The organism is Microvirga aerophila (genome assembly GCF_003332305.1).
Taxonomy (GTDB): Bacteria; Pseudomonadota; Alphaproteobacteria; order Rhizobiales; family Beijerinckiaceae; genus Microvirga; species Microvirga aerophila.
Genome location: NZ_QOIO01000070.1, coordinates 1 through 21012, shown reverse-complemented (window position 1 = coordinate 21012; position 21012 = coordinate 1). Strand labels below are relative to the sequence as shown.

Annotated in this window: 18 protein-coding genes and 1 pseudogene; 5 read left to right on the top strand and 14 right to left on the bottom strand. The window is 61.0% G+C overall.

The window, feature by feature from the left end:
- The 5 genes from DRB19_RS25615 to DRB19_RS25590 form a co-directional block, all read right to left on the bottom strand.
- Positions 1-983, bottom strand: a 983-nt coding sequence (locus DRB19_RS25615) for a GAF domain-containing protein (RefSeq protein ID WP_114188844.1), incomplete at its 3' end; no start/stop codon positions are given.
- A gap of 955 nt (positions 984-1938) precedes the next feature.
- Positions 1939-2364: a nucleoside deaminase gene (locus DRB19_RS25605; RefSeq protein WP_114188842.1), complete on the bottom strand. Its 426-nt coding sequence runs from the start codon at positions 2362-2364 to the stop codon at positions 1939-1941.
- A gap of 89 nt (positions 2365-2453) precedes the next feature.
- The gene (gene kduD / locus DRB19_RS25600) at positions 2454-3209 is read right to left on the bottom strand and encodes a 2-dehydro-3-deoxy-D-gluconate 5-dehydrogenase KduD (RefSeq protein ID WP_114188841.1); all 756 of its coding nucleotides are present in this window, start codon (positions 3207-3209) and stop codon (positions 2454-2456) included.
- 9 nt (positions 3210-3218) lie between these two features.
- Positions 3219-4055 carry a 5-dehydro-4-deoxy-D-glucuronate isomerase gene (kduI, locus tag DRB19_RS25595; protein ID WP_114188840.1) on the bottom strand — a complete coding sequence of 279 codons (837 nt, stop codon included), beginning with the start codon at positions 4053-4055 and terminating at the stop codon, positions 3219-3221.
- A gap of 120 nt (positions 4056-4175) precedes the next feature.
- Entirely contained in the window at positions 4176-5192 is a 1017-nt protein-coding gene (locus tag DRB19_RS25590) for a TRAP transporter substrate-binding protein (RefSeq protein ID WP_114188839.1), read from the bottom strand.
- 288 nt (positions 5193-5480) lie between these two features.
- Here DRB19_RS25590 and aroQ point away from each other — a divergent pair, with 288 nt between their 5' ends.
- The 4 genes from aroQ to DRB19_RS25570 all read left to right on the top strand — a co-directional run bounded on the left by aroQ (position 5481) and on the right by DRB19_RS25570 (position 8546).
- The gene (gene aroQ, locus DRB19_RS25585) at positions 5481-5930 is read left to right on the top strand and encodes a type II 3-dehydroquinate dehydratase (protein ID WP_114188838.1); all 450 of its coding nucleotides are present in this window, start codon (positions 5481-5483) and stop codon (positions 5928-5930) included.
- Between the two features lie 38 nt (positions 5931-5968).
- Positions 5969-7006: a Gfo/Idh/MocA family protein gene (locus tag DRB19_RS25580; RefSeq protein WP_114188837.1), complete on the top strand. Its 1038-nt coding sequence runs from the start codon at positions 5969-5971 to the stop codon at positions 7004-7006.
- 104 nt (positions 7007-7110) lie between these two features.
- Complete coding sequence (locus DRB19_RS25575) at positions 7111-7839, top strand: vWA domain-containing protein (RefSeq protein WP_114188836.1); 729 nt, start codon at positions 7111-7113, stop codon at positions 7837-7839.
- Positions 7836-8546 carry a DnaJ domain-containing protein gene (locus DRB19_RS25570; protein ID WP_114188835.1) on the top strand — a complete coding sequence of 237 codons (711 nt, stop codon included), beginning with the start codon at positions 7836-7838 and terminating at the stop codon, positions 8544-8546. Before DRB19_RS25575 ends, DRB19_RS25570 begins: the two co-directional genes overlap by 4 nt.
- 130 nt (positions 8547-8676) lie before the next feature.
- Here the strand turns inward: DRB19_RS25570 and DRB19_RS25565 are convergent, their stop codons facing one another.
- The 5 genes and pseudogenes from DRB19_RS25565 to DRB19_RS25545 form a co-directional block, all read right to left on the bottom strand.
- The gene (locus tag DRB19_RS25565) at positions 8677-9810 is read right to left on the bottom strand and encodes a spore photoproduct lyase family protein (protein ID WP_373867418.1); all 1134 of its coding nucleotides are present in this window, start codon (positions 9808-9810) and stop codon (positions 8677-8679) included.
- Between the two features lie 373 nt (positions 9811-10183).
- Entirely contained in the window at positions 10184-11668 is a 1485-nt protein-coding gene (locus DRB19_RS25560) for an aldehyde dehydrogenase family protein (RefSeq protein WP_114188834.1), read from the bottom strand.
- A 2-nt stretch (positions 11669-11670) separates the two neighbouring features.
- Positions 11671-11892, bottom strand: a pseudogene (locus tag DRB19_RS25555) (fumarylacetoacetate hydrolase); the annotation flags it as partial.
- Between the two features lie 69 nt (positions 11893-11961).
- Positions 11962-13074 carry a TRAP transporter substrate-binding protein gene (locus tag DRB19_RS25550; protein WP_114188833.1) on the bottom strand — a complete coding sequence of 371 codons (1113 nt, stop codon included), beginning with the start codon at positions 13072-13074 and terminating at the stop codon, positions 11962-11964.
- 136 nt (positions 13075-13210) lie between these two features.
- Positions 13211-14368 carry an iron-containing alcohol dehydrogenase gene (locus DRB19_RS25545; RefSeq protein ID WP_114188832.1) on the bottom strand — a complete coding sequence of 386 codons (1158 nt, stop codon included), beginning with the start codon at positions 14366-14368 and terminating at the stop codon, positions 13211-13213.
- 216 nt (positions 14369-14584) lie between these two features.
- Between DRB19_RS25545 and DRB19_RS25540 the strand changes: the two genes are divergently transcribed.
- The gene (locus DRB19_RS25540; protein WP_114188831.1) at positions 14585-15508 is read left to right on the top strand and encodes a LysR family transcriptional regulator; all 924 of its coding nucleotides are present in this window, start codon (positions 14585-14587) and stop codon (positions 15506-15508) included.
- Positions 15509-16037: 529 nt separating this feature from the next.
- Here DRB19_RS25540 and yjfF read toward each other — a convergent pair.
- The 4 genes from yjfF to ytfQ all read right to left on the bottom strand — a co-directional run bounded on the left by yjfF (position 16038) and on the right by ytfQ (position 20569).
- On the bottom strand, positions 16038-16997 hold the full coding sequence (yjfF, locus tag DRB19_RS25535; RefSeq protein ID WP_114188830.1) for a galactofuranose ABC transporter, permease protein YjfF: 960 nt from the start codon (positions 16995-16997) through the stop codon (positions 16038-16040).
- Positions 16994-17998 (bottom strand): galactofuranose ABC transporter, ATP-binding protein YtfT, encoded by a 1005-nt coding sequence (gene ytfT / locus DRB19_RS25530; protein WP_114188829.1) that lies wholly within the window; start codon positions 17996-17998, stop codon positions 16994-16996. The genes yjfF and ytfT overlap by 4 nt, the downstream gene beginning before the upstream one ends.
- The gene (ytfR, locus tag DRB19_RS25525) at positions 17999-19507 is read right to left on the bottom strand and encodes a galactofuranose ABC transporter, ATP-binding protein YtfR (protein ID WP_114188828.1); all 1509 of its coding nucleotides are present in this window, start codon (positions 19505-19507) and stop codon (positions 17999-18001) included.
- Positions 19508-19606: 99 nt separating this feature from the next.
- Positions 19607-20569 carry a galactofuranose ABC transporter, galactofuranose-binding protein YtfQ gene (gene ytfQ / locus DRB19_RS25520; protein WP_147022929.1) on the bottom strand — a complete coding sequence of 321 codons (963 nt, stop codon included), beginning with the start codon at positions 20567-20569 and terminating at the stop codon, positions 19607-19609.
- Between the last annotated feature and the right edge of the window lie 443 nt (positions 20570-21012).

Sequence of the window (21012 nt, the reverse complement as noted above, 5' to 3'; positions counted from 1 at the left end):
GCTGTCTCGGCCCGGGCTCGCAGGACCGAAGTCCAGGTGCGCTCCGCCACCTCCTGCACGAGCGCCACCTCATCCTCGCGCCAGCGGCGCGGCTCAGCCTGATGCACAGAGAGGGATGCCGCCACCCGCCCGCTTCGGATCAGAGGTGCGATGATGGTGGCGCGCCTGCCGGTGTGCAGGAACTCAGCCGCGATCGCCTCCTGTGCAGTGAGCGGATCGGCCAATACGTCGTCGATGCGGGTGGTGCGTCCTTCCCTCAGCTCGCTTTCGATGAGCAGACCGAAGTCACTCACGTGATACTGGCCGACAAAGGTTGGGATCCCGGCATCGGTCCAGTCGCACTCGACGGCCGAGGCCTCTCCGCTCTCACTGTGCTCGGCATAATCGACGCGGCTCGCCTTCAGATGCGAGCCGAGCATCTCGGCCGCTGTGGCCATGACATCCTGTGCCTCGGCCACTCCGCGCAGGCGAGTGCTCAGATCGACTAGGAACCGCAGACGATGCTCGGTGAGCACCCGCTGTGTCGTCTCCTGCAAGGTGATGAGGACGCCACCGACCGTGCCGGACTCCTGCCTCACAGGGCTGAACGAGGCGGTCCACCACGTCTCCTCGGGGTGGCCGTGGCGCTGCACGACTCCGACCGGCACGTCCTCAACGTAGGTGGCTTCACCCCGGAATGCCCGCGCAACGAGAGAGGACACGGCGTCCCAGAACTCCGCCCACGCCTGGGGCAGAGGGCGTCCAAGCGCCTCCGGTCGAGTTCCGCGTAGCACCAGGTAGGCATCGTTGTAGAAGGTGCTCAGCTCTGGTCCCCATGCGAGGCAGGTAGGGAATTTGGAGTGGAGCATATTGCTGAGAGTGACCCGGAGCGACGGTGGCCAGGCCTCGGGCGGGCCGGGCGGTAAGCCAGACCAATCGTACGCTTGGATCCGCGCTCCCATGGTGCCTGCATCGGCCAAGACATTCTCGATCTTCAAGCCCATGACCTCACGGCTACCGTTGCGGTCAAGCTAATCCGCCGGCGATCCCCTTGATTGTGCAAGATCGTCTTAAGTTGCAAATGCGGCGGAGCTGGCGGATTGAAGCACCTGTGCCTCGATAAGCTCACTGGAATGCGAAGGTCTCCTGTGGATCAGTTTCTGTGATTTCCATGCCCTTAGAAACGTGTGATGTTCCCGCCTGAAGCGGACATTCTATTTACTTCCGCTCAGTGTCGATTGTGTTCTCTAATGGGTCAAGGGATGGCTCGCCGATCCTGAGCAGTTTTGTGATCCCAAAGGATGTCTGCGTGCTCGAGGGCACATGATGGGTCGGCTGGGGTGGAGCAACTTGGTTGAACCCGTAGTCGGCCCTTGGCACAGGCCGCATGCAACACAATCGGCGTCGCCAGCCACACCAGCCCTCGAGCGACGCTCTGCTCGAGAGCTCGTCTTGACCTGTTTCTGCTGCCCCTCTCAGACCGCTTGGAATGGGCTGCCGTGCCGGAGGACGCCATGCATGGTGATAGCCAAGCGGCTGGCAAGCGCTGCGCGTGCCTTCCTCATGGCGAGCGCCGGGCGATCCCTAAGGCCCATTCCTACAGAGCCAGCGCGCCGCGATTGCGCGTCAGCATCATGTTGGCGGCTTCGCTTGCGGGCCGGGTGCCCGCCGCCGCTGAGCGTCGCCTCGAGTTCAGTGCGCTCGGCCTCACTCAGCTCGACCCGGTAGCGTATGTTCGTGAGGGCGTCTCCGTTATGACAGGCGTAGATGGATCGGTCGTGTTGCGAATGGTGGGGCAAGGCTGCACACAAACGGGGGCGGTACTTAGCCTTCACCGACGCCTACACCTAGGTCCACGGCCACCCTCCGGGGCGTGCGCAGCATTGAAGTGCACGTAGCATCGGAATAGTTGCCTGTCCTCCGTCCAACCGAACCCGTCAAATTCTCTGGGCCGAGGATCTAACCGGTCCTGTGCCGCCACATCTCGTAAAGATCGCTCCCGTCGGGGCGGATGGGCAGATAGGTGGCCTTGATCGACTGCTGTGCGAGAGGCTTTGCCATCTCGGCGTCCTCGCTGGAATAGGCATAGGTCACCTCGCTGACCCCGGTCACATGCATAGCCGCGAGGCACATGGGGCAAGGCTGGCCGCTGGCATAGATCGCGCAGCCGTCGAGGCGCAGGCTGCCTAGCGCGCGGCTCGCGGCGCGGATTGCCTGGAGCTCGGCATGGGCGGTCGGATCCTGCGTGGTCGAGACTTCGTTGACGCCTGTGGCTATGACGACTCCGTCCTTGACGACAACGGCACCGAACGGCCGTCCGCCCTTGCGGATGTTCTCGCGTGCGAGATCGATGGCTTCACAGAGAAAGCGCTCGGCCGTGGACATAACGTGTCTCCTCACTGTTTTATTTCATCACCGTCGCGCAGACACACAAGCGGCAGCGGAAGGTGACGATACCGCGTGTTGGCTTCTCCTTATCGGGCGAGCCATCCTCCATCCACCGGGAGAATGACTCCGTGGATGTAGTCCGCCGCGCTAGAGGCGAGAAAGACGGCGGCCCCGCCGATATCCGTTGGATCTCCCCACCGCCCGGCCGGAATGCGACCAAGGATTTGCGCATTGCGGTCTGGGTCCTCGCGCAGTGCCTCGGTATTGTTCGTCACGAAATAGCCCGGAGCGATGCCGTTGACGTTGATCCCCTTCCCGGCCCACTCGCATGCGAGAAGACGGGTGAGGCCCGCTAAGCCGCTTTTGCTGGCCGTGTAGGATGGAATGCGGATGCCTCCCTGAAACGAAAGCAGGGAAGCGATGTTGATCACCTTGCCGCCGCCGCCGTCCGCGAGCATCCGACGCGCAACAGCCTGCGTCAGGAAGAACACGGACTTCAGGTTGACGTTCATCACCGCATCCCAGTCACCCTCGCTGAACTCGATGGCGTCGGCGCGGCGGATGATCCCAGCATTGTTGACCAGAATGTCGATGCGCCCGCTCTCGCCCGCCTCGGAGATAACCCGCTCGATCGGCTCCAGCGTCGAGAGATCCGCATGAACGGCTCGAAACGAGCGGCCGGTGCTGCGGATGGCAGCCTCCGTCTCGTCCATGGAAGACCGGCCCACGGCCACGATCCCGGCTCCGGCTTCGGCCAGCGCTATGGCTATCGCTTGGCCAAGGCCCGTATTGGCGCCGGTCACGAGTGCAGTCTTTCCCGAAAGATCAAAGCGGGTGGTCATCCGGTCACCTCAGCGGAGTTTGGACATGGCGACCATGTCCATGTCTGTGTAGTCCTGGTTGTCGCCGCCCATGGCCCAGATGAATGCATAGTGGTTGGTGCCGACGCCGGAATGGATCGACCAGCCGGGTGACAGGATCGCTTGTTCGTTGGCGACGATCAGGTGGCGGGTTTCCTGCGGCTCGCCCATCAGGTGGACCACGCGGTGGTCCTCATTCAGGTCGAAGTAGAGGTAGGCCTCGGAGCGTCGGTCGTGGGTATGGCATGGCATCGTGTTCCACATGCTTCCGGGCTCAAGTTGCGTGAGCCCCATCACGAGCTGACACGATTCGCAGACCCCTGGAATGATATACTGATAGATCGTCCGCTTGTTGGCGGTCGACTGCTCGCCCAGCCGGATGTTGTTGGCCATCTCATGCGGGATCTTGACGGTCTTGTAGGCAGCGTGCGCCGGAGTGCTCACCAAATAGAACTTCGCGGGCCGTTTCGCGTCGATGCTTTCGAACGTCACCTCGCCTGCATCCTTGCCGACATAGAGAGCATCGCGGCGTCCCAGCTCATGAACCTGGTCGCCGACAACAACCCGCCCCGCGCCGCCGACATTGATGACTCCGAGTTCCCGGCGTTTCAGAAAGGCGTCTGTCCCGACGGACTTCGGTGTCGGGAGCACGATGCGATCTGCTCCGGGCATTGCGCCGCCGATGATGAGACGGTCAATGTGGCTGTAGGTGAGCACGACCTCTCCGGGAGAGAAGATCTTTTCGATCAGGAAATGCTGTCTCAGTTCCTCGGTGTTGAAGCGCTGCACGGCTTCCGGATGGCTAACCTGCCTGACTTCTATCATCATCTCGACTCCCAGTGTTCAATTTCGATGCGGCTTCGGAATTTCGTATGTCAGGATGAAGCTGGCATGTCGGCGGCAGTCTGGGCAGGCAGCGGGTGCAACCTGCCCCTTCATAGAGCCGATCTAGTTTGTTCCGCGCTTCTTGGTGATCTCGGCATTCACCTCAGCGGCGAGCGCATCGCCAACTTCCTTGGTGTATTTGTCGACCACGGGCTTGATCTTCTCGCGAATGCGCGAAATCTCCTGGGGCGACACCTCGTTGACTTGCATGCCGGCCTTCTTAAGGTCCTCCAGAACCTGTGTGCTCTTCTGACGCGAGACTTGGCGTTGATACGTCTCCGCTTCGTCGAGGGAGGACTGAATGATCTTCTTCTCTTCGTCCGAGAACTTGTCCCAGGTTTTCTTGCCCATGATCACCGACTGCGCATTGTAGATATGCCGGGTCAGCGAGAGGTATTTTTGCACTTCCTGGAACTTGGTGTCGAAGATTACAGTGACGGGATTCTCCTGCCCGTCAATGACACCCTGCTCGAGGGCCGTATAGACCTCCGGGAATGGCATTGCGACGGTATTGGCTCCCAGCGTGTTGAACAGGTCGATGAACAGGGGAGATTGAAGGACGCGCAGCTTAATGCCCTGAAAATCCTCCACCTTCGTGATCGGGCGCTTGCTGTTGGTCACATTGCGGAAGCCAAGCTCGAAGTAGCCCAAGCCCACAAGGCCCTTCTCGGGAAGCTTGTCGAATAGCTTTTGCCCTACAGGCCCATCGACGACCGCGTCGGCCTCTTCGGCCGTGTTAAACAGGAAGGGCAGATCGAGAACGGCGAAATCCTTGACGATGCCGACCAGCAGGCCAGCATTCAGCACCATCAGGTCCAAGGTCCCGCCCTGAAGCGCAGACACGTTCTGCAGGTCACCACCAAGCTGACCGCCGGGGAAGATCCGAACCTTGATCTTGCCGCCGCTCTTCTGCTCCACGAGGTCTGCGAATTTCTTGGCACCCATACCTTGGGGATGGTCCATCGAGTTCTGTTGCGCCCAACGAAGCGTCCGTTCGCTGATTTGGGCGTTGGCGTGACCAGACAACAGAGCAGTGCTGCCGACGACAATGGACGCCAGTAGGAATTTCAGATGTTTCATAAGCGCTTCCTCTTGGTTAGACGCCTCTTCAGTGTGATTTTGTTCTTCTGGTTGGCGCTACGGCACTTTGCGGCCTCTTTTCTCAACCTTCAAGTCGGTAAGCCGCTCCGACTGACTTATGATCAGGCTTGATACCTTGTCACCCTCCCGTGGCACGGAGCGCCCTTGGGCTCATGCCTCGTCGGCCGACGCAGGACTGCCGAGTGACGGCGTGTTGACCGTACATTCGGCATCAGCAACGATCCAGGCCAGATTCTGTCCCGCCCAGGCAGCAACAGGAACGTCCCTATGAGCCGCATTGTCTATGTTCTAAATGGTCCCAACCTGAACCTGCTCGGCAAGCGCCAGCCTGCGATCTATGGCTATGAGACTCTGGCCGACGTGGAGAATGATTGCCGGCGCGTGGGGCAGGAACTCGACCTCGAGATCGAGTTTCACCAGAGCAATGCGGAGTACCAGATCATCGACTGGATCCACGAGGCCCGCGAGCGGGCTGGTGGCATCGTCATCAATCCGGCTGCCTTCACCCATACCTCCGTGGCCATTCTGGGTGCCCTGAACGCCTGCGAGTTCCCGATTATCGAGGTGCACATCTCAAACGTGCACAAGCGAGAGTCCTTCCGCCACCACTCCTATGTATCGTTGGCGGCCTCTGGGGTCATCGCGGGTTTCGGCACGCAAGGCTACCAACTCGCCCTTCATCGCCTCGCTCGCCTCATCAGCGAGGCAAAAGCGTAGGGCGGCCGAAGTCGGTCGGATATTACTGGAGGAATGCGGTGACAACGAAAGTGAAGCTCGCCGTGCTTGGCGCAGGACTGATCGGAAAGCGGCACATCGAGCATGTGCAAGCTGAGCCCGAGGCGGAGCTCATAGCCATCGTCGACCCCTCTCCGTCTGGAAGAGCGCTGGCGGAGGAGATCAGTGTCGGGTGGGCTCCCAGCTTTGCGTCTCTCATAGAGACCGACAAGCCCGACGGGGTCATCATCGCGACACCAAACCAGGTCCATGTAGCCAACGGCCTGGAGAGCATTGCGGCCGGCGTTCCGGCCCTAGTGGAGAAACCGATCGCTGACGATGTCGCGTCGGCGACAAGGCTCGTCGAAGCGGCCGAGGCCGCACGGGTGCCGCTTCTGGTCGGTCACCACAGACGGCACAACCCGCTCATTCAGAAGGCGAAGGAAGCCATTGAGTCCGGCCGCCTGGGACAGGTTCTGGCAGTCCACGGCACGTGTTGGTTCTACAAGCCGGATGACTATTTCGATACCGCCTGGCGGCGCGAGAAGGGTGCTGGCCCAATCTTTCTCAACCTGATTCATGATGTGGACAATCTCCGCTATCTCTGTGGAGACGTCGTTTCCGTCCAGGCGGTGGAGTCCAATGCCGTTCGCGGCAATGCGGTCGAGGAGACGGCTGCGATTCTCCTGCGCTTCAGGAGCGGAGCTCTCGGAACCATCACCGTATCAGACTCGATCGTTGCGCCCTGGAGCTGGGAGCTCACCACGGGCGAGAATCCTGCCTATCCCCACGCCGCCGAGTCCTGCTATCACATCGGCGGCACGCATGGTTCGCTCACCGTCCCCTACCTTGACGTCTGGCACAACGAGGAGAAGCGGAGCTGGTGGGAGCCGATCCACCGCACGCGCCTTTCCTTCGAGCCTGAGGATCCGCTCACCCTTCAGATCCGGCACTTCTGCAAGGTTATCCGAGGCGATGAACCTCCCCTCGTCTCCGGCCGGGAGGGCCTTAGTACTTTGAAGGTCATCACTGCCGTCAAACAAGCCGCAGCGACTGGACAGCTCATCACCATCACCTAGTCCGCTTGACCGTTACTTAGACCAAGCGTTGTGTCGGCACGCCTGGCGGCACTGGATTTACAAGGTCTCCTGGAGAACCCACATGATCTATTAAGGGAGACGCAATGACAGAGAAGAAGGATCCAAACCGATCATTGTCGGCCGGCGGCAGTCCCGGTTCGATGATCGATTCTTTCCTGGACGAGGCTAAGCGGCTGGCTCCGCTGGAGGGTGGTGCGCCTCGCGCGCGACTCGTGTTCGCTCTGGACGCGACCATGAGCCGGCAACCCACCTGGGACCTCGCCTGCCGGGTTCAAGGCGAGATGTTTGCCGCGGCCGGCAAGGCTGGAGGCCTCCTGGTCCAGCTTGTCTATTTCCGAGGCTTCGACGAATGCCGGTCCTCGCGCTGGGTGGCAGATCCCCGTGCCTTGACCAATCTTATGACGACGATCACCTGCCGGGGCGGTCAGACACAGATTGGACGTGTGCTCCGCCACATTCGCGGTACAGCGAGCCAGACACCTCTCAAGGCGTTTATCTATGTGGGAGACGCCATTGAGGAACCGATCGATCATCTGTGCAGCCTTGCAGGCGAACTTGGATTACTCGGGGTCAAGGCGTTCATGTTCCATGAGGGCCAGGATCCCGACGCAGCACGAGCCTTCCAGGAGATCGCCCGCCTGACAGGAGGAGCCTACGCCCGCTTCGATGCCAGTGCACCACAAGCGCTTACAGAACTCTTGCGCGCGGCAGCGGCCTATGCGGCCGGTGGTACCGAAGGCCTTACGCACCTTGCTCCCCAAAGTGAGCAGGCTCGGCGCCTCCTGACAGCAATGACGAGGCGCGAGCCATGACCGTGTTGTACGGGATCGCGGCCGTCGCCTTGCTATGGGCGCTCGTGAACCTGTTCGCACGCGCCGACACGACCGCTATCGCCAAGGCTGTCCGGGTGTCTGGCGGCATTCTGGCCATGGGTGCAGCGGTGCTGCTGGGCCTGCGGGGGCGCATTGACATGGCCCTCGCCCTGGGCAGTCTCGGAATCTGGCTCCTCGGGTGGAGCAGTCTGAAGCTTCCAGGCTTGCAGGGGCGCAAGCCGCAAACCTCCGGCAGCGTCTCGCGGGTGCGTTCGATCATGATCGAAATGGAGCTCGACCATGATACAGGTGAAATGGATGGTTCTGTGCTGGCCGGCTCCCTGGCGGGGCAGCGGCTCAACTCACTCGACGCGGCGAGCCTCCAGCAGCTTTTGGCAGAATGCCGCACAGGAGATCCAGAGGGCGTCCGGCTCCTGGTGGCGTATCTCGACCGTCGCTTCCCTCAGTGGCGCGAAACAGCTCAGGACAATGCGCATGACCGGCAGGATGCTACCTCAAGATCAGGTAAAATGACGGAAGACGAAGCCTACAAGATCTTAGGATTGCAGACTGGCGCCAGCCCCGACGACATTCGGAAAGCACATCGTACTTTGATGAAGAAACTTCACCCCGATCAGGGTGGATCGACGTATCTCGCGGCCCGAGTGAACGAAGCCAAAGACATCCTGTTGAGCCCTCGTCGCTGAGACGTCAGAAAGGTGATGAGGTTCCGCCCGCTCGCCGTGCCAACTGCAAAACGCACCTAGCCTGCGCGGAACCCGGAAATTGCAGCCAAGACGATTTGATTGTGCGACCATCCTCAGCCATTCGAGGATATTACGTCCAGTACAGCACCTGCGCCTCAGGAAGCCGGACGGGCAGCTCGACCATGAAGAACTCGCGCATCTGCTCCATCACCTCGGGCTCATAGACATACTTGAGAGAGCCGTACTTCGTGCGCTTCGGAGCCCGTGTGGCCTCGTCCATGTCGAGGCTCGAACCCGGATACCAGCTGGTCAGAACCTCTTTTGTTCCATTCGTGAAGCGGTGCGTGATCAACTCGATGGCGAGGTCTGCCCCAGGACCTTCGCCAAGGGTCGTGGCGGCGAGGTCGAGCAGCGCCCGATACTGCTCCCGCCAGCCCTCCACCGGCATAATGGGTGCAATCGTGAGGCCAATGCGGTAGCCCGCCTCCGTCATCCGGCGCGCAGCCTGCAGGCGGGCCAGGAGGCCTGACGTCCCACCCTCAAAGCGCATGAGCGACAGGGCGTTGACGGACACGCGCATGCGCGTGCGCCTGTTATGGTCGAGGGTGAGAAGCGGCTCCACGGCATCGAACTTGGTGGTAAAACGCAATTGAACGGCAGCATCGAGCTGCCCGAAGTAGCGGATGGTCTCGGCGAGGGAGCCGGTCAGGTGCTCGATGCCGAGCGGATCAGTGTAACAGGACGCTTCGAACGTGGTGCCCTCGTACCGGCGCTTGGCAGAGCGTGAGGTGACTGACCCACGATCGAGGTGACGCTCGGCGGCGCTCAAAATCTCCGGGAGATTGGCATAGGCCCGCGTGACCGGTGGACCGCTGAGGCTGCCGGCTAGGTAGCAGTACTGACAATGAGCCGGGCAGCCCTCCGCCAGATCCAGCCGCCAATCCGCACTTGGCGGAATGGGCTGCAAGCGCAGTTTGGTAGGCGGAGCGACAACGATCGCAAGCGTGCTCTTGGCATCCCCATAGGTGCGCCTTGGATCCTCGTCTGCCAAGCCCACGAGGCGGTTCGCCTTCAGGCGCACGACCTCACAGCCCAGGGCTTCGGCGCGGGCGAGCATGGCGTGGCCGTGCTCCCACTCCAGAGCGGCAGGTGTGACGAGCACACGCTTGGGCCGCCAAAGCTTCGGTCGGGGCAAAGTGACCGTCCGCTCGGTATTTTGATTGGCTGAGCGGTTCGAAAGGGGTTCGGCCGAGAGCACACCCATTACGACAATGTGGGTAGCCGAAGACGAGGATCCAAAATGGCAGAGCGCCGCAGAGTGTCGAGCAGCAGTGGGAGGAGTTCGAGCAGATTGATGAATCCCATCTGCGGACGCCTGTGGCGGCACGACGGCTCCCGTTGCCGCCCACAGGCCTCTCGAACGTCGCCTTTGGGTCAATCGGAGCCCTCAAGTGAGGTCACGTGAAGGTAGTCTCACAGCCCCATTGCAGGATAAGGCTAAGGTCTGCCTCATGCCACTTGCGGACGTAATCAACCAACCTAAAGTGGATGAGTGCGAGGCTTATGCAGGGGGCCTTACCTTCTCTGCAGCAACCCTATGGACACTTCGCATCCCTAAATCGCAAGAGGCTTTTGCATTATTCGCTGCCTTTTGTCTTTGGCACGTAAGGTCCGTTGCCGTCGAAGCTGTAGGCGGTCTTGACCGTGGTGTAGAACTCCTGCGCGTAACGTCCCTGCTCGCGCGGGCCGTAGCTGGAGCCCTTCCGGCCGCCGAACGGCACGTGGTAGTCCACACCGGCGGTCGGCAGGTTCACCATCACCATTCCGGCCTCCACATTGCGCCGGAAATGACCGGCATATTTGAGGCTCGTGGTGCAGATCCCGGCCGAGAGCCCGAACGGCGTGTCATTGGCGATCTCCAGCGCCTCGTCATAATCCCGCGCCCGCGTCACCGTCGCCACCGGGCCGAAGATCTCCTCCCGGGCGATCCGCATCTTGTTGTCCACCTCGGTGAACAAGGCCGGCGCCAGATAAAAGCCCGGCGTTTCCCGGCTCAAGAGCTCGCCGCCCGCCACCAGCTTGGCGCCCTCCTCCTGGCCGAGGCGGATGTACTTCAGGTCCTGGTCGAGCTGGTTCTGGTCCACCACCGGACCGATCTGCGTGCCGGCTTTGAGCGCATCGTCCACCACCAGCGTCCGCAGGCGCTCGCTCACCGCCTGGACAAAGCGGTCGTGGATGCCCTCGGTGACGATGATGCGGGAGGACGCGGTGCAGCGCTGGCCGGTGGAGAAGAACGCCCCATTGACGGCACATTCCACCGCCACGCTCATGTCGGCGTCATCGAGAACCACGAGCGGGTTCTTGCCGCCCATCTCGAGCTGCAGCTTCTTCATGGGATCGGCCGTGATGCAGCTTTGCGCCACCCGCCGTCCGGTAGGCACCGAGCCGGTGAACGAGATGGCCGAGACCTTGGGGCTCTGCAGCATCGCCTCGCCCACCACGGAGCCCCGGCCCATGACCAGGTTGAACACACCCTCGGGCACGCCGGCCCGGATGATGATCTCGGAGAGCGCATGCGCGGAGGCCGGCACGAGCTCGGCCGGCTTGAACACCACCGTGTTGCCGTAGGCGAGCGCCGGGGCGATCTTCCAGGCCGGAATGGCGATGGGGAAGTTCCAGGGGGTGATCAGACCGACCACGCCCACCGGCTCGCGGGTGATCTCGACCTCCACGCCGGGCCGCACCGAAGGCAGCTTGTCGCCGGCCAGGCGCAGGCATTCGCCGGCGAAGAACTGAAAGATCTGGCCGGCGCGCACCACCTCGCCGACGCCCTCGGGCAGCGTCTTGCCCTCCTCGCGCGAGAGCAGGCGGCCCAGCTCGTCCTTTCGGGCGATGATCTCGTCGCCGACCTTCTTGAGGATGTCATGGCGCAGCTGGATCGAGGAGCGCGACCAGGCCGGGAAGGCGTCATAGGCCGCGGCGATCGCCGCCTCGGCCTCGGCCGCCGAGGCGCGGGCGAACTCGCCCACCACGTCGCCCGTATTGGATGGGTTGATGTCGGATGCCCCCTCAGAGGCAACAACCCACTCGCCGCCGATGAAGTTCTTGGCCTGTATGTTCATGATCACCGCTCCGGGTTTGATGTGAGGAGGCCACGCTGGGCCAGATTGGCCATGAAGGCGCGAAGGCCGAAGGTCCAAGGCTCGCACTCGGAGCTGGTCTTCATGCGGTTGACCAGCGCTCCGAGCTTCGGCGCCGCAATGGTGACGATGTCGCCGGGCTTGTGGGTGAACCCCATGCCCGGGTCGTCGCGATCCTGCGTCGGCGCAAACATCGTGCCGAGAAAGGAATACGGATGGCCTTCCTGTGAATAAGGTCCGCCCCTTCTCTCTTCGTTTGAGCCGATCCGCGGGCACTAGCCTCCGCGGGCGCGGGCGCGGATCATGTAGGTCTCATAGGTATATTCGGTGACCTGCTGCCAGAGGTACTGTTCACTGCGATAGGCCATCATGTGGTCGTGAATGCGCTTGAACAACGGGTTTTGAGCGGAGATCTCGGCGTAGACCTCGCCTGCTGCCTTGAGGCAGGCGTCCATCACCGGAGCCGGGAACGCTTTCAGTTGCACACCGGCCGCAACGAGACGACGGATCGCACCAGGATTAAGTTGGTCGTACTTGGCAATGGTAACTGTGTTGGCTTGGTGCGCCGCTGCTGTCATCAGGGCCTTGTCTTCAGGGCTGAGCGCATCCCACTTGCCCTTGTTGATGAGAAGGAAGATCGCCGATGAGCCCTCCCACCAACCGGGATAGTAGTAATAGGGAGCAACCTTGTTGAAGCCGAGCTTCTCGTCGTCGTAGGGGCCGACCCACTCTGCAGCATCGATCGTGCCGCGCTCAAGAGCCGGATAGATATCGCCTGCTGCAATCTGCTGAGGCACAACGCCAAGCTTGGCTAGCACTTGTCCGGCGAGGCCGCCGATGCGCATCTTAAGGCCCTTCAGGTCGTCAACGGTATTGATCTCTTTCCTGAACCAGCCTGCCATTTGTGCGGTCGTATTGCCGATAGGCAAACCAAATACGTTGTACTTCGCGAACAGCTCGTTGTTGAGCAGATCCAGACCGCCGCCTTCGAAGAACCATGCGTTCTGCTGGCGCGTGGACAAACCGAAGGGAACAGCCGCCGCGAAGGCAAAGGTCGGGTCCTTGCCGACATAGTAGTAAGGCGCCGTGTCGCAACATTCAACTGTGCCATTCTGAACGGCGTCGAGAGCCTGGAGGCCGGGAACAATTTCGCCCGCAGCTAGATGCTGGATCTGAATTCGACCCTTCGTGATCTCGGACAGCACCTTGATGAAAGTTTCGCCCGCGCTGTAGACTGCGTCGAGCGACCTCGGATAGCTGGACGTCATGCGCCAGGAAATCCGAGTCTGGCCCGCATCCTGCGCTCCGGCGGAGGTGGAGCCGATCACGGCGGCGGAGGCAAGCGTGGTCGCCCTAAGGCCGCCCTTCAATAGGTCACGTCTCTTCATGGATCATTCCTTCCCTTGTGAACCCTCTGCATGTTGATCAAGCTTGGGCACTTCAGCTTGATCAGGTGCTTTGCATTCAGGTGGAAGATTGATGGCGTCCTTCTCACCTGGCTTTCACGTTGTGTATCGGAACGCCTCAGGCACTCAGCCGGAGAGGCTCGCCCGCATAGGCCGCCTCGAGAATAGCGCGGTAATCCTCTACGCTCGCCGGACGAGGATTGGTCGCGGAGGAGTGATCCTCCCTTGCGCTCTTCGCGATAGCCGGGAAGCTCTCCCGCGGCACACTCATCTCGGCGAGCGTTGCAGGCATGCCGAGCCGCGCATTCAGGCTGCGGATGTAGTCTGCCAGGCTCTCATCCGGCTTCAATCCAAGCCTGTGGCGGATCGTGTCGTACTTCGCTCCCGAGTACCCCTCGTTGAACTCCAGCACATACGGGAGCAGCACGGCATTCAGTGTGCCGTGATGCAAGGAGACCTGCTTCAATCCGCCGAGAGGGTGCGAGAGCGCATGGACGGCTCCCAAGCCCTTCTGGAACGTCAATCCGCCTTCGAGCGCAGCCATGAGCATCTCGTATCGAGCCTGACGGTCAGACCCTTGGTTCACAGCCCGCTCGATATGGGTGACGGCGCGAACCAAGCCGTCGAGCGCAATCGCCTCGGCTGGCGGGTTATTGCGCGGGCTGAGATAGGTCTCGATGCAGTGCGTGATGGCATCCATGCCTGTGGCAGCCGTCAGAGCTGGCGGCAGAGCGAGCGTGAGTTCAGGATCGCATACGGCCTGCTTGGGAATGAGGTAGGGCGAGATGAACCCGAGCTTGCGGCCATCCTCTAAGGTGATCAGGGCCGCTCGCCCGACCTCGCTGCCGGTACCAGCCGTTGTTGGGATGGCGATCAAGGGCGCCACCGCGGGCGTGATCTTCGGGATCCCGCCCAGGATTGCCGCATATTGCTCAAGTGGTCCTTCATGGGTGGAGAGGAGAGCTACCCCCTTGGCCAGATCGATGGGTGAACCGCCTCCGATTGCGATCAGTCCGTCGCAGCCAGCCGACTGATAAAGCTCCAGCGCCGCCAGAACAGCACCCTCGGTCGGGTTCGTTGGCGTTCCCGTGAAAACAGGCACGTCCTGCCCTACCAGCAACACAGCCTTGAGACGATCGACGAGGCCCGCTCTCGCAATCCCTTCGTCGGCAATGATCAGCGGCGCTTTGATCCCGAGCTCCCGCAGGTCATCTCCCAGTCCGGCCAAGGCTCCGAAGTCGAACCGGATCGTCGTTAGGTATGAAATCAAAGACATTCCAGGTTTCCTCCATGTGCCCTTATGGCCGAGCGCCTCTCACGGGCAGCTCTTGAGAGATTCCGTCCTAACCTTGACACAAGGCCGCTTGAAATATTGCAACGCGGCCCTGCCCCGGGTTCGGCATGAACATGGATCAGCCTCGCGCATCTTGCTTTGCAGTGTCCATATCCTGAGCTATCAGAGGTGCTGTGAATACAGTTCACAGGTGGAGCATTGGATCGCTTTCGCGAACTTACGGTCTTTCTGCGCGTTGTCGAGACGGGAAGTTTCTCCGGAGCAGCACGAGATCTTGCCCTTAACCCCTCGACGGTTAGCAAGCTGATCAGCCGCATTGAAGAGCGCCTCGGCACTCGTCTGTTCGCGCGGTCGTCGCGGATCGTCCGCCTCACGACCGACGGCGAGGTTTTCCGGGCTGGGGCGTTGCGCGCGCTTGAAGCGCTTGAAGAGACAGAGATGGAAATCGCTTCGGCGCGCAGTTCGACGTCCGTCAAAGGCACCTTGCGCATCCACTCGCTTCCTGCTTTCGCGCGCTATCAGCTTGCTCCCCGGATGCCGGCATTCCTTGCCCGCTATCCGGATCTTCATGTCGAATTTCTCCTCAGCAACGAAACACCCAATTTTATCGAACAGAAAATCGACATCTCGATCCAGAGCGGCGCGCTTGTCGATTCAGCTCTCATCGGACGGAAGCTTGGCACGAGCCGCTGGGTGATCTGCGCTGCTCCCTCATACCTTGCGGCTCATGGCACCCCAGTGACGCCGGCTGACCTCAAGGATCACAACTGCCTGAACTTCACGCCTGAAATCCCTTTTCGTGAGTGGCCGGTGATTGACGGAGAAACCAGAAACACAACGCGCATTACGGTGAGTGGGAACATCTCCTCTAATCATGGTGAAATGCTTCTCGACTTGGCGCGCCTGGGAATTGGGATCGTCCGCCTCGCTGAGTTCCATATCGGCGATGACCTTAGGAAAGGTTCACTCGTGCCATTGCTCCGAGAGTACCAGAATGACGAGGAGGAGCCGATCCATGCTCTCTATTTACATCGACGTTTGACCCATATCCGAGTCCGGACCTTCCTTGATTTTCTCGAAGAGAGCTTTGGCAAAGAGCAAGCCCCTTGGGCGGCACCCTAAGTAACTCCGGGTCAGAGGGACGGATGCAGTTCGAAAATCAACGATAACAGCTCTGCACTTTCACAGCCCATTGAGCCGTACCTGGTACTCTGGTTGGTTCCTGATCCGTGTTGGCACCAGAGATCCGACTGGGTCAGGAGAAGGAAATTGATGCAAAGAATGGGACGTCCGGCTTACATTGGTAAGCTGACGAAGACCTTAGGAAATATGCTCAGTTTGGGTTTTGTCGGCAGGACAGCCGAGGTTCATTGCGGGGGCCTTCGTTTCAGGAGCACTGCAATGCAAGACAGTACCACTGGCCATACTCGCCGAACCACTACACCATGAAACCAGGGCAAGCTGATCGGCCCGAAACCGCCTCTGAAGGCCAAAGAGATCTCGTCCATTCAGGTCAGGCTCCAAGTGGCGCACCGCATTCAGGATTTGGCGTTGTTCAACTTCGCACTCGACAGCAAGCTGCGCGTCTGTGAGCTGGTCGCTCTCCGCCTTGATGATGTGGCCCTGCCTTCGACTGTTCTCTTGTATGACCTTACCTCGACCGGAGCGACGCTGCCGATAGGCCCCGTTGGAGGACAATGAATGCGAACAGGAGAGCGCCAATCGCAATTTTGGTCCACCAGGAGCTCAAGGTGCCCTCGAAGGTGATGTATGTCTGGATAAGGCCCTGAATCAGAACGCCGACCAAAGTACCGACGATCGTTCCATAGCCTCCGGTCAGCAGGGTACCGCCAATGACGACTGCCGCAATCGTATCGAGTTCGACTCCGGTCGCGGCGAGCGAGTAGCCTGCGGATGTGTAGAAAGAAAAGACTATTCCGGCCAGAGCTGCCAGGGAACTCGATAACATATAGATCTGGATCGTCGTGCTCCCGACGGGTATGCCCATCAGTTCGGCCGAGGTCTTGTTGCCGCCGAGTGCATAGACATTGGTGCCAAAGCGGGTGAAATGAGTCAGGACGATGCCAGCCGCGACCGTGACCAGCATCACAATGGCGATGAAGGTCAGGCGTCCTCCGCCCGGAAGCGCAAGGGCAATCCCCCCGATCTCGCCATAGACGGGCGCGTTGATCGGGATCGAATCCGTGGTGAGCACAAAGCATAGGCCCCGTGCCAGGAACATTCCAGCCAGCGTCACGATGAAGGCCGGGATCTGGAAGGTATGGATCAGGAAGCCCATCCCTGCGCCGAACGTTGCGGCGATGCCGAGAACGAGAATGAAGGCTAGATAAGGATTGACGCCATACTGCTCGATGGCAACCGCCAGGAATACGCCGGTGAAGGCTATGACTGACCCGACCGATAGGTCTATGCCACCGGACAGGATCACGAACGTCATGCCCACCGCCGCGATACCGAGAAAGGCATTGTCGGTCAGGAGATTGCCGACCACGCGAGTGGACGCGAAGCTCGGAAACTGCGCCAGACAGATCAGGTAGCCGACGATGAAGACGGCGAGCGTGATGAGAACCGGAAGGTGGCGCCTTATCATGCCTTCGCCCTCCAGACGGCGCGAACGGCGGATAGAATGGGTGACTGGGCTAGGAGCACGAAGAGGACCACGACGGCCTTCACGATAAGGTTGTATTCTGGCTGGAAGCCGCTCAGCAGGATGCCGGTGTTCATGGCTTGAATGATGAGAGCGCCGACGACCGCCAAGCCGAGGCTGAAACGCCCCCCGAAAAGCGAGGTGCCGCCGATGACGACGGCAAGGATCGCATCGAGCTCGAGCCACAGACCGGCGTTGTTGGCATCGGCCCCACGGATGTCTGCCGTGACGATCAGGCCCGCGACGGCCGCGCACAGGCTGCACCACATGTAGACCGCGATGGTGACGGCCTTCGTGCCGACGCCTGCATAGGCGCTGGAGCGGACATTGGCTCCGACGGCCTCGATGAAGAGCCCGAGCGCGGTGTAACGGGTCACGAGATGCATGATAAGCAGCATCGCAAGGGCGATCACCACCGGCATCGGCAGCATGAGGAAGGAGCCGCTGCCGATGCCGGCGAAACCTTCACTCACGAAGGTGATGATCTGCCCCTCGGTGATGAGCTGCGCGAAACCGCGCCCCGCTACCATCAGGATCAGGGTTGCGACAAAAGGCTGAATTTCGAGCACCGCGACGAGAAAGCCGTTCCACAAGCCGCAAAGCAGGCCAACTCCCACCGCCGCCGCGAGCGCGACGGGAAGCGGATAGTCCTGCGCCGTCAACGCAGCCGCTGTGGCGCCCGCAATCGCCATCACGGCGCCGACCGAGAGATCAATCCCGCGTGTAGCGATGACAAGGGTCATTCCCAGCGCCACGATCGCAACCGGCGCCCCCCGGTTCAGCACGTCGATGATACTTCCGAAGAGACGGCCGTCCTGAAGGCGCAAGGCGAAGAAGTCGCGAAAGACAAGCCAGTTGACGAAAAAAACAATTAGGAGCGCCGCAATTTGTGGAAGCCCTTTCGGCAGCGTGCGCGGAGCACTGGCTTGGATCAGGCTGCTCATTCAGTGGCTCGCGATGGTTGTCATGATGGTATCGGGGTTCACCTCGGGTCCGGAGAGCTCCCGCACATGCCGCCGATCACGCAGCACGACCACGCGGTCGCTGTAGGAGGCGATCTCGTCCAGCTCCGACGAGACGACCAGGAGTGCGAGACCGTCCTCGCACAGGCGTTCGATCAGCCGGATGATCTCCGCATGGGCTCCCACGTCGATGCCGCGCGTCGGCTCGTCGAGGATGAGAAAGCGTGGCTCGGTGGCAAGCCAGCGGGCAAGCAGCGCCTTCTGCTGGTTGCCCCCTGAAAGAAGTCCGATGGGTTTTTCTACGTCGGGTGTACGGATGTCGAGAAGCTTGACGAAGCGGTTGGCGATTTCATCCTGCTTGGATTTCGGGATCTTGTGCAGCCATCCGCGTTGCGCCTGAAGAGCAAGGATGATGTTCTCGCGGACCGACAGTTCCGCGACGATGCCCTCTGTCTTGCGCTCCTCGGGGGTGAAGCCGAACCGCAGGCGCGCGCCATCGCGCGGCGAGGCAATTCGGACAGGCTTGCCGTCCACGAAAGCTTGGCCCGTTTCCGCCCGCTCTGCACCAAAAACGAGCTTGGCCGTTTCGGTGCGGCCGGAACCGAGGAGTCCGGCAAGTCCCACGACTTCGCCGGCGCGGATTGAAAGATCGAACGGCTCGAGGTAGCGGCGCTTGCCGTAGTTTTTGAACGCGACGAGCGGCTCTCCATTCACGGCGGGGCGTTGGTTGCGATGCAGGGCTTCTTCGGCCAGTTCCCGCCCCAGCATCATGGATACGAGTTCGATCCTCGGCAGTTCGACGATCGGACGGGATCCGACGAGGCGCCCGTTGCGCAGTACCGTGATGCGGTCGCAAACGGCATAGACCTGGTCGAGAAAGTGAGTGACGAACACAATGCCGATTCCGCGGCTCTTCAGGACCCTCAGGATGCCGAAGAGCGTCTCGACTTCTCGGGCATCTAGGCTTGCCGTTGGCTCGTCGAGAATCAGCACTTTGGCAGAGAGATCTACCGCGCGGGCGATGGCGACGATCTGCTGAACGGCCACGGAATAGCTGCCCAGGGGATTGGCGACATCGATGCTGAGGCCGTAGCCTGCCAGAAGCTCGGACGCGCGACGGCGCATCTCACCCGTGCGCACAAGGCCGAAGCGATGGGGCTGGCGCCCGATGAAGAGGTTCTCCGCCACCGACAAGTTCGGCAGAAGATTCACCTCCTGGTAGACCGTGCCGATCCCGAGCGATAGCGCATCGGCCGGGTCCCGCGCTGCGATCTGATGTCCGTCCAGGCTGACGGTGCCGGCATCACGCTTAAACACGCCTGTCAGCACCTTGATCAGGGTCGATTTGCCGGCGCCGTTCTCGCCCAGCAGGCCGTGGATTTCGCCTGCCTGCAGGGTGAAATCGACATGATCGAGCGCCAATACGCCCGGGAAGCCCTTCGTCAGGCCTCTGATTGCAAGAAGCTCGGATCGTTCTTTTCGTGGCTGCATCACGCCCTCGCCGGCCCATACGCAAAACCGCCGGATCCCGGCGGGATTGACCGGCAGCAGGCGGAATCCGCCGCCTCCTGCCGGCTCGGCGCCCGGATGTCAGTAGAGATCCTTGCGCTTTTCGTACTCGGCCTTCGCAGTCTCGGGTGTGTAAACCTTGGACTCCGTCTGGATCCACTTCGGCGGCTGCTTGCCGTCTTTCTTGTACGCGATGAGCGCGTCAAAGGCCGGGCCGGCCATGTTGGGGGTCAACTCGACCGTTACGTTGGCTTCGCCGTCGGCCATCGCCTTGAAGATGTCGGGCACGGCATCAATGGACACGATCTTGATGTCCTTGCCCGGCTTCAGGCCCGCTTCCTTGATGGCCTGGATGGCGCCGATCGCCATATCGTCGTTATGCGCATAGACGGCGCAGATGTTCTTGCCGCCGCCCTCGGCCTTGATGAAGCTCTCCATGACTTCCTTGCCCTTGGTGCGGGTGAAGTCGCCGGACTGGGTGCGGACGATCTTCATGCCCGGATTGGCCGCAACGACCTGATCGAAGCCTTTCTTACGATTGATCGCCGGGCTCGAGCCTACGGTTCCCTGCAACTCGACGATGTTGCACTTGCCGCCGGTTTCCTTGGCAAGCCACTCGCCGGCGACTTTGCCTTCGTAGACCGTGTCGGAGGTCACGGCGGTGAGATAGAGCGAGTCGTCCTTCGTCTCGATGGAGCGGTCGAGCAGGACCACCGGAACCTTGGCCTCCTTGGCCTCCTTCAGCACGGCATCCCATCCGGTGGAGACGACGGGCGCGATGAAGATGGCGTCGACACCCTGCGCGATGAACGACCGCACGGCGCGAATTTGATTTTCCTGCTTCTGCTGCGCGTCGGAGATCTTCAGATCCACGCCCCGCTTCTCGGCCTCGATTTTTGAAACCTTGGTCTCGGCCGCCCGCCAACCCGACTCGGATCCAACCTGTGAGAAACCGACGGTCAGCTTGTCTTGTGCGTACGCGGCTCCAGATCCAAGCATCAGAGCGGCCATGCCAATAGTCGTCAGAAGTTGACGGGCCTTCATGCGTTCTCTCCCAGAAATTTGTCGTTGCTCTTCGGCGTTAGCAGCGCTCGGGGCGCTTATTAATACTATTATATGAACAGACCCTCCGGCATATACAACTAAAGTCCATGTCTCAACGCTTTTCTGAGGGGTCTAGGCGGAATAAGCTGCCGCCGGAGCCTGACTGCCAAGACGACATTCAGCACGGGCGCGGCCAGATAACTCCTGGAATGCGTCTGGCTTCGGGTAATGAGAGGAATGTCCGCACCGGGTCGATGCTGTTGAAGAACTCGGTTGTGTCGGCGCGAAGGGCATGATTCCGCTCTCCTCAGGATTTGTGGGGAGACGCAGCGATGATGGGGCGTCAGCAGAACGACCAAGCGCAGTTCTTCTACTCGTTTCATCTGGAAGAGCGCGTTCCCGCCGGCCACCTGCTCCGCAAAATCGATGTCTTCGTTACCCAG

Coding starts and splice junctions, on each gene's coding strand:
- DRB19_RS25605 (WP_114188842.1), bottom strand. CDS start 2,364: ATGTCCACGGCCGAGCGCTTTCTCTGTGAAGCCATCGATCTCGCACGC.
- kduD (WP_114188841.1), bottom strand. CDS start 3,209: ATGACCACCCGCTTTGATCTTTCGGGAAAGACTGCACTCGTGACCGGC.
- kduI (WP_114188840.1), bottom strand. CDS start 4,055: ATGATGATAGAAGTCAGGCAGGTTAGCCATCCGGAAGCCGTGCAGCGC.
- DRB19_RS25590 (WP_114188839.1), bottom strand. CDS start 5,192: ATGAAACATCTGAAATTCCTACTGGCGTCCATTGTCGTCGGCAGCACT.
- aroQ (WP_114188838.1), top strand. CDS start 5,481: ATGAGCCGCATTGTCTATGTTCTAAATGGTCCCAACCTGAACCTGCTC.
- DRB19_RS25575 (WP_114188836.1), top strand. CDS start 7,111: ATGACAGAGAAGAAGGATCCAAACCGATCATTGTCGGCCGGCGGCAGT.
- DRB19_RS25570 (WP_114188835.1), top strand. CDS start 7,836: ATGACCGTGTTGTACGGGATCGCGGCCGTCGCCTTGCTATGGGCGCTC.
- DRB19_RS25565 (WP_373867418.1), bottom strand. CDS start 9,810: ATGGGTGTGCTCTCGGCCGAACCCCTTTCGAACCGCTCAGCCAATCAA.
- DRB19_RS25560 (WP_114188834.1), bottom strand. CDS start 11,668: ATGAACATACAGGCCAAGAACTTCATCGGCGGCGAGTGGGTTGTTGCC.
- DRB19_RS25550 (WP_114188833.1), bottom strand. CDS start 13,074: ATGAAGAGACGTGACCTATTGAAGGGCGGCCTTAGGGCGACCACGCTT.
- DRB19_RS25545 (WP_114188832.1), bottom strand. CDS start 14,368: ATGTCTTTGATTTCATACCTAACGACGATCCGGTTCGACTTCGGAGCC.
- yjfF (WP_114188830.1), bottom strand. CDS start 16,997: ATGATAAGGCGCCACCTTCCGGTTCTCATCACGCTCGCCGTCTTCATC.
- ytfT (WP_114188829.1), bottom strand. CDS start 17,998: ATGAGCAGCCTGATCCAAGCCAGTGCTCCGCGCACGCTGCCGAAAGGG.
- ytfR (WP_114188828.1), bottom strand. CDS start 19,507: ATGCAGCCACGAAAAGAACGATCCGAGCTTCTTGCAATCAGAGGCCTG.
- ytfQ (WP_147022929.1), bottom strand. CDS start 20,569: ATGAAGGCCCGTCAACTTCTGACGACTATTGGCATGGCCGCTCTGATG.